Here is a 6,527-nt window from a genome sequence, read left to right on the forward strand (position 1 = left end):
CCGACAGCGCCCCGGAGGACAGCGGACTGGCGTCTCGCCGTCCCGCGTCCACAGGCCAGGTCGCTTTTCATACAGTCATGAGCAACGACAACACCGCAGCGCGGGCCCTGCTGCGCGACAAGATCCTCGACGGCCTGCGACGCGCGGAGCGCACCCTGTTCACCCGTCCCGCGCCGAAATCCGCGCGGGCCCAGATGAAATTCCTTCGCACGCGCGAGGGCGGCTCCTCGAAGTCCCTGGCGGAGCGCTTGGGCGTCTCCCGCAAGACGGTGGACCGCTACCTCTCCGGAGCCACGAAGAAGCCGCAGAAGCGCCTCCAGGCCGCCCTGGAGCAGGAGACCGAAGCGGCGTGGCAACCGCAGGTCAAAGCGCAGGCAAGGCAGCGCGCGGCCAGCTCGGCGGGGCTCGTCATCTCCACCACCGCCTACTTCGGGTTCGGTTCGGAAGGCTCCGACGCGGGCCGGATGAGGGACATCCAGGTCGCCGTATCGCCCTCCCACGCCGCCAAGATCCTCGCCGCCAGGGAGACCGGCGCGACGGACAGCGAGCTGCACGACGCCGTCGCCGAGGCCATAGCGGACGCCTATTTCCGCGTCGAAGGTGGCGGGCGCGCGGGCCTGAAGGTCCGAATCGAGGCAGTCGAGCGGTTGGATATCTCGTTTTAGCCGCGCGGAATTCGCCCCTGCTATAAACCTGGAGTGACAGCCCGCCGTCGTGTACTCGGGCGGCGGGCTCCCTTTTCGTTTCCGTGGTGAAAGCGAGATCCCTGTGAGCACGACCGATGGCTGGCGGCGGCGCCGCGTCCCCGACGCCCGCGCCCAGGGCCCGCGCACGCCGATCGACCCGGTGAAGATCGGCCGGTCCTCGGTCCGGCGCCGCGCCCGGGGCATGACGCACGGCGAGGCCGTCCAGGCGCTCGCCGATGCCGAGCTGGACGCGCACCTGGACCGCCGGTACGAAGAGGCGGCCGACCACAGCAGCCGCCGCGCGGCCGAGCTCGCCGAGTGGCGGCGCATCGGGCGGCTCCTCGCGGTGAACGGCGGCCCGTACGACCCGGATGACGACGTCGTTGTCCAGGAGGAGCTCGCCGCCGAAGCCGCGGCCGCCGAAGCCCGGGAGGCCGAGCAGCGGGCGGCGGCCCGAGTCGCCGCCCGCGCCGATCAGCTCCAGGCGTTGCGTGAGCGGGGCGCCCTCGAGCAGACCGAGCCCCGGGAGGGCGACGAGGCCGCCCGCGACGAGCTCACCCGCCGCGCCGGGTCGTACGTGCAGCCGGACGTCGACGCCTGGCTCGCCCGCGCCCTCGCCGCGCACCGGGGGCACTACGCCGACCCGGCCGCCCGCGAAGCCGCCGCCGGCCTGTTGCACCCGCCGGTCCTCGCCCACGCCGCACTGCTTGCCGCCCTCGCCGAACTCGTTCCCGGCGCCGACGTCGACCAGCTGCCGTTCGCGGCCCGGCTGGCCGGCGCCGACTCCGAGGCCGTCGGCGAGCTCGCGGCGTTCCTCACCCGCGCCGTCACCGCGGGAGGCCGGGCATGAACCACGACCAGGAGGTCGTCGCCGTCTGGGAGGAGCACTCCGCCATCGGCCACCACTACGAAGAACTGCGCGCTGACGGGACGGTCGACGCCTGGACGGAGCCGCCCTTCGGCGAGACCCGGTTCCCCGGCGAGGACGACCCCGACCACAATCCGATCTGCTCCTGCCCTGGACAGTGGCCTCTCGCCTTCTGCCTGGAGTGCGCCGGCTGCGCCAACTGCGAGCAGTGCCCGTGCAGCCGCCCGCGCCTGCTGTGAGTCACCCGGAGCGACAACAACACCCCTCACAGCCTGCCGCGCACCAGGCTGTGAGGTCACGGCAAAGTGCCCTCGTATGTCCTATTGGCCTATGTGGTGGCAGCCTGTTTTCCCAGGCGGCCAGGATCGTGAGGGTGTTGTGAGCCGGGGTATGTGGGCACCTGTCACGCTCACCCAGCGTCATATTCGGGGTGTCACGCTGACTGTCACGCTCGCCGCGCTCCCTGGGCGCAGCCGAATACCTGATGTCTGGATTAGGTATTTTCTAGAGGTCGTGAGGGCCCTCAGAGCCGTTTCCAGGGCTCGGAAAATTTCAGCGTGACAGCGTGACACCTCACCCCTGCACTCTCCCGGCGATCACACTCCGTCCCCAGCCCGCCCGGAGCCGGCGCACGCCTGACGGCGGGGGAGCACCCTGGAGGTGTGCGTACGAAGGACGTCGGGGTCGGCCAGACCTACCGCTGCGAGGTGCCGCACTCGCTGCCGCTCCGCCGGTACCGGCCGGAGACGATGGGCGACTCGTGGTGGGCCCTGAGCTGGCTGCGCGGCACTCACTTCCCGCGGACGGTCGTGGACATCGACCCGCAGACGCGGACCGTGGAGGGACTGCGGGTGGCCGCCTCCACCCGCGTCACGGTCGACCTCACCGACGACCAGGTCCAGGCCGTCGGCCTGCCGCCCAGCCGCGGCTACCAGGTCGCGGGCATGCTCCTCGACGTCGAAGGCGAGCCGGTGGAGCTCCCCCGAGCCGTCTCCCTCACCGTCCCGATCCGCTGGCTGCACCCGACCGACACGCCGGCCTCCTCCGGTCACCATGACGCCTCCGTCCGCAGCGGCTGAACTGCCGGCGCCGAAGCTCTCCCACCCCTCCTCTACTCGCAGTAGAGTCGGAGGATGGCAGACGAAACGAGCATCAAGGTCAGCGCCGCGACACGTGACCGCCTGGCCCTGCTGGCAGCCGAGAACAACACCACGATCCGCAACCTGGTCGAGGCACTCGCCGAGAGCCGGCCCACCCAGTCCGAGTTCGAGGAGCGCGCCGCGCAGGCCCGTGCCGAGCTCGCTTCCATCCTGGGCACGGTGCCTAGCGCGGAGGCCGAGGCGAAGGCCCGCGGTCTCCTGGAGCGCCTGGGCGCGAGCCAGGACTCGGCGGCCGCGTAGTGGCGGCCATCGCCGTCGTCCTGGACCACACGGCCGCCACCGCCCTGCACGACCCCAAGGACCCGTTCAACGAGGCCGTCGCGGCCTTCTACGTCCAAGCCTCCGGCGGACTCGGCACGCTCTACGTACCGGTGCTCTCGCTCACCGCCGGCGACACCGAGCGCCCCGGCCTGCTGGCCTACATCCACGGACTCCGGTTCATCGAGATCGAACCGTTCGACACCGCGGCCGCGCTCGCCGCCACCGAACTGCTGCACGCCGGCTACTCCTGGGCGGCCGTCCACGCCATCCACGCCGCCCGGCCCTCCGCAGACTTCCCCGCCGGCCGGTACCTGCTGACCTTGACCCCCGAGGCGTACGAGAACACCGGCGTCCAGGCGGTCCACCCCGACCGGTAACCCGCCGCCCCGCTGCCGGAGACCGTCTTGCACCCCAATGTAGGTAGTACCTGTAGTGGTTATGTGCGGGTAGATCTCTCCCCCCTCTGAGAGCAGAGCTCGCCAGCGGGCACCACGTTCCACCACCCGCTCGAGCCGATCCGCACCCCCACCTGGCGGTCCGATGATCCACAACGGCCCTGCGCGGCCCTCTGGGCGCGTTTCACGCCGTCCGGGCTCCCCGTTGTCATTCCGGGCCTGTGAGGCGCTCAGCGGGGCGCACAGCGCCGTCAACGGGCTCAACGGGCCGATGCCGCCCGGAGGGTGTTCGTACGGCACACGCTTGAGACGGCTCGCCCTGGTGGGGGCCTGGCTGCTTCCCGCAGCGCGAGCTCCGCTCTCAGGGGGAGAGATATCTACCCGCACATGACCACTACAGGTACTACCTACATTGGGGTGCAAGGCCGATGCGCGAGGTGCGCGGCGGCTGGGGCTCCCGGGCGGGGCGCCGGCCTCCGCCGATGACGCCCCCCGGGGTGGAGGAAGACGCCTCTCGCTGCACCGTGCAGCACCTTGCACCCTTCGCGGCCTGGCCGGTGCAGCAAGGTGTGCTGCACCGGCTGCTGCTCCTGGTGGTGAAGGGTTCAAGGCGCTGCTGCTCGGGATGCCGGAGAGCGATGACACTTCAGCGGCGCCCCAGACGCACGCGGGGTGCTGCTCGAGTAGCAGGTGCTGCTTCAGACGGCAGCAGGGCGTGTAGCAAGCGGTCGTTTGGTTGCTGCATTTCCGCCTGCTTGACCTGCGCGTTTCCCGCCCGCGGGAACCGTGTGCACGGATCTGACACACCGTTCCCGCAACACGAAAGCGGCGCCGCTTCCTCGCGATGAGGACGCGGCGCCGGTTCGGCGGAGAGGGCCGGCCTACCCGGCGGCGCGGATCGCCCGGAGGGGCGCCTGCGGCTGACGCTTCGGCGGGGGAGTCTCGTACAGGGGGGCGGTGATCTCGGGCAGCTCGCCGGTGGCGATGCGTTCGGAGGCGTCCTCGATCGCTTCCTCCAGCTCCTCCTGGGAGGCGTAGGAGGCGACGTACGGATGGAGGTAGTACGTGCGGTACTTGCGGTCCTCGGGTCGCAGCACCAGGTTCCGGCTCTCCAGCAGCGCCATGGCGGTGTTCGCGGAGTTGCGGGACAGGCCCACCCGGGCCCCCAGCTCGGCCTGGGAGGCGTTCACCTCACCGCCGGGCTCCTGGCGCTCGATGAGGACGCTCAGCAGCTCCATTGCGGCCTTGGTGAGGTCCAGCCGGTACAGCATTCCGAAACCGGCGCTCGCCTGGATCAGCATGCCTGTCCCTCCTTGTCGACACCCTCATCGTCCCCGTCTTCGGACCCGAGCTCCAGCTGCACGCTGCGCGGTGCCGGCGGCGGCTTCACTTCGGGGAAGGCTCCCTCCGCCGCACCGTTGCGCAGGGCCTCCAGGATCTCCTGCTGCACGTCGCCGTTGCCCTCGAAGCCGAGGAGCGGGTTGACGAAGATCAGGCCGGTGTCGACGCGCTGGAGCATGTGCCACTCCTCCAGCCGCCCGAGCGCCCGGGTGACGTTCGACCGCTCCACGCCCAGCTTGTCCGCGATCTTCTTGTGCGTGGCCTTCAGCCATCCCTCGCGCTGACGGCCGATGCACCACAGCAGCACCGCGGACTGGATCGGCGACATGCCGTGCTGGGCGATCAGCACCGCCAGGACGTCGGCGAGGAAGTCGTTGGAGACCACGCTGTAGCCGGACCGCCCGTACATCTCGTGCGGTGCGCGGTACGTGTACCGGACGTTGACGTCCATCTGCTGCACCGGCCGCTTGCGGGTCGGCGGCTTGATGTCCTGCCCCAGCCGGGAGGACAGGGTCTCGCGGAAGGCGCTGTCGCCGCCGCGCTGAACAGCGGCGATCCGGCCCGTGCTGCGGCCGGAGGCAGGGCGCTTGGGACGGGGGGCCATCGAAGGTCGTCCTGTTCCTCGATCTTGGGGGTCGCGGCGGACCCTAGCAGTTGTCCAACCACGGTTGGCAGATTTGTACATGCTGGCGTGGCGCTTTGGTGTCGACGCCGACACAACCGATTCCGGGCCTGTTTCCTGGAAACCGGCCCCCACCAGCAACGATGCGTGCTTATACAAGCTGGCTTGGCACATTTGGGTGTCGGTGTGGCACCACCAACACATTTCCGCAGGTCAATGTGTCAGCGCCGACACATACCCCTCGGAGAAACCGCAGGTCAGAGGCGGTTTCTCGCAGCGGCCCTCTTTTCCCTAAGACGCACGCGCGCGCGAGGCTTCGGCCAGGCCCTCACATGCGGGGGCCTCGCCGACACCGGGCCGCAAGGGCGGGCGAGGCCCGCCAGCGACGGAAGGCCCCCGCGACGCCGGCAGCTGCGCACGCAGTCACTGGAGCGCCTCCGAGGCCGACACCCGGTCGTCCGTCGCACCCCGCGTGCGAAGCCCCCCCCAGCGCTGGAGCGCCTCGCACGCGCTCCGTACCGCTTCGCACCCAGGGACGCGCCCCGTCCGGGCCTTCCTCAGGCCACCCGCGCCTGCTCTCTTCCTCGGCACATTCAAGGTCACCTCAGCAATTCTGCTCAGCAAGTAATCCGGTACCATTTAGCTCGGGCCAATCAATTCACGATGCGCGGCACTTCCTGCACTATCTCCCGCCCTATCTGGCCGCAATAATTCCGGCTTTATTCCTGCCCGTGATTCGGGCCAGGATGGTGGGTGCTACTCATTCCAGAATCAATCTAGCTCTCAATTTGACGCATCGGACCACGATACGCGGGGTAGGCTTCCCTCGTCTGGGTGGCCAGCCCCCGTTGCTCCTGCTCCTTACCCGACAACCCGTCACCCCCTCTCCTCTTGCTGCCGCTTGCGCCTCACCCCGGTCCGGCCGGGCGGCTGCCCTACTGCCTGCCTGGTCCACGCCCGCGCGGAGCACGGGCTGTGGCTGGAGCGGAGCGGAGGCCACGGGTCGGCCGGAGGTCGGCCCCCGGGGGGCCGAAGGCGCCCCGGCTTCACTGCGGTTGGCGGGTTCGCGGAGCGCTCCCGCCGGGCGGTGAACGGAGTGAACCGCTCCGCTCACGCGGAGCGGGAGCGGAGGGAGGGGCGGAGCCCCGACCGCTCGCTGTCCAGGGCGGAGCCCTGGGGGACCCGCTCCGCGGG

The 6,527-nt window shown here is 70.4% G+C and carries 8 protein-coding genes; 6 read left to right on the top strand and 2 right to left on the bottom strand.

What is annotated here, in order from left to right; genetic code table 11:
• Positions 1 to 77 precede the first annotated feature (77 nt).
• The 6 genes from tpg to ACGFYY_RS38070 all read left to right on the top strand — a co-directional run bounded on the left by tpg (position 78) and on the right by ACGFYY_RS38070 (position 3,352).
• Positions 78 to 665: a telomere-protecting terminal protein Tpg gene (tpg, locus tag ACGFYY_RS38045; protein WP_364859581.1), complete on the top strand. Its 588-nt coding sequence runs from the start codon at positions 78 to 80 to the stop codon at positions 663 to 665.
• 103 nt (positions 666 to 768) lie between these two features.
• Positions 769 to 1,536, top strand: coding sequence for a hypothetical protein (locus ACGFYY_RS38050; protein ID WP_364859584.1), 768 nt, complete (start codon positions 769 to 771; stop codon positions 1,534 to 1,536).
• Positions 1,533 to 1,793 carry a hypothetical protein gene (locus ACGFYY_RS38055; RefSeq protein ID WP_364859587.1) on the top strand — a complete coding sequence of 87 codons (261 nt, stop codon included), beginning with the start codon at positions 1,533 to 1,535 and terminating at the stop codon, positions 1,791 to 1,793. Before ACGFYY_RS38050 ends, ACGFYY_RS38055 begins: the two co-directional genes overlap by 4 nt.
• Before the next feature lie 423 nt (positions 1,794 to 2,216).
• Positions 2,217 to 2,633 (top strand): hypothetical protein, encoded by a 417-nt coding sequence (locus tag ACGFYY_RS38060; RefSeq protein ID WP_364846889.1) that lies wholly within the window; start codon positions 2,217 to 2,219, stop codon positions 2,631 to 2,633.
• 54 nt (positions 2,634 to 2,687) lie between these two features.
• The gene (locus ACGFYY_RS38065; RefSeq protein ID WP_283458999.1) at positions 2,688 to 2,954 is read left to right on the top strand and encodes a hypothetical protein; all 267 of its coding nucleotides are present in this window, start codon (positions 2,688 to 2,690) and stop codon (positions 2,952 to 2,954) included.
• On the top strand, positions 2,954 to 3,352 hold the full coding sequence (locus ACGFYY_RS38070) for a hypothetical protein (protein WP_364846885.1): 399 nt from the start codon (positions 2,954 to 2,956) through the stop codon (positions 3,350 to 3,352). The genes ACGFYY_RS38065 and ACGFYY_RS38070 overlap by 1 nt, the downstream gene beginning before the upstream one ends.
• Before the next feature lie 899 nt (positions 3,353 to 4,251).
• Here the strand turns inward: ACGFYY_RS38070 and ACGFYY_RS38075 are convergent.
• Both ACGFYY_RS38075 and ACGFYY_RS38080 read right to left on the bottom strand, forming a co-directional pair.
• The gene (locus ACGFYY_RS38075) at positions 4,252 to 4,671 is read right to left on the bottom strand and encodes a hypothetical protein (protein WP_052876035.1); all 420 of its coding nucleotides are present in this window, start codon (positions 4,669 to 4,671) and stop codon (positions 4,252 to 4,254) included.
• The gene (locus ACGFYY_RS38080) at positions 4,665 to 5,315 is read right to left on the bottom strand and encodes a replication/maintenance protein RepL (protein WP_364846883.1); all 651 of its coding nucleotides are present in this window, start codon (positions 5,313 to 5,315) and stop codon (positions 4,665 to 4,667) included. The genes ACGFYY_RS38075 and ACGFYY_RS38080 overlap by 7 nt, the downstream gene beginning before the upstream one ends.
• Positions 5,316 to 6,527: the final 1,212 nt, after the last annotated feature.

Origin of the sequence: Streptomyces sp. NPDC048331, from assembly GCF_043201215.1 — a bacterium.
Classification (GTDB): Bacteria; Actinomycetota; Actinomycetes; order Streptomycetales; family Streptomycetaceae; genus Streptomyces.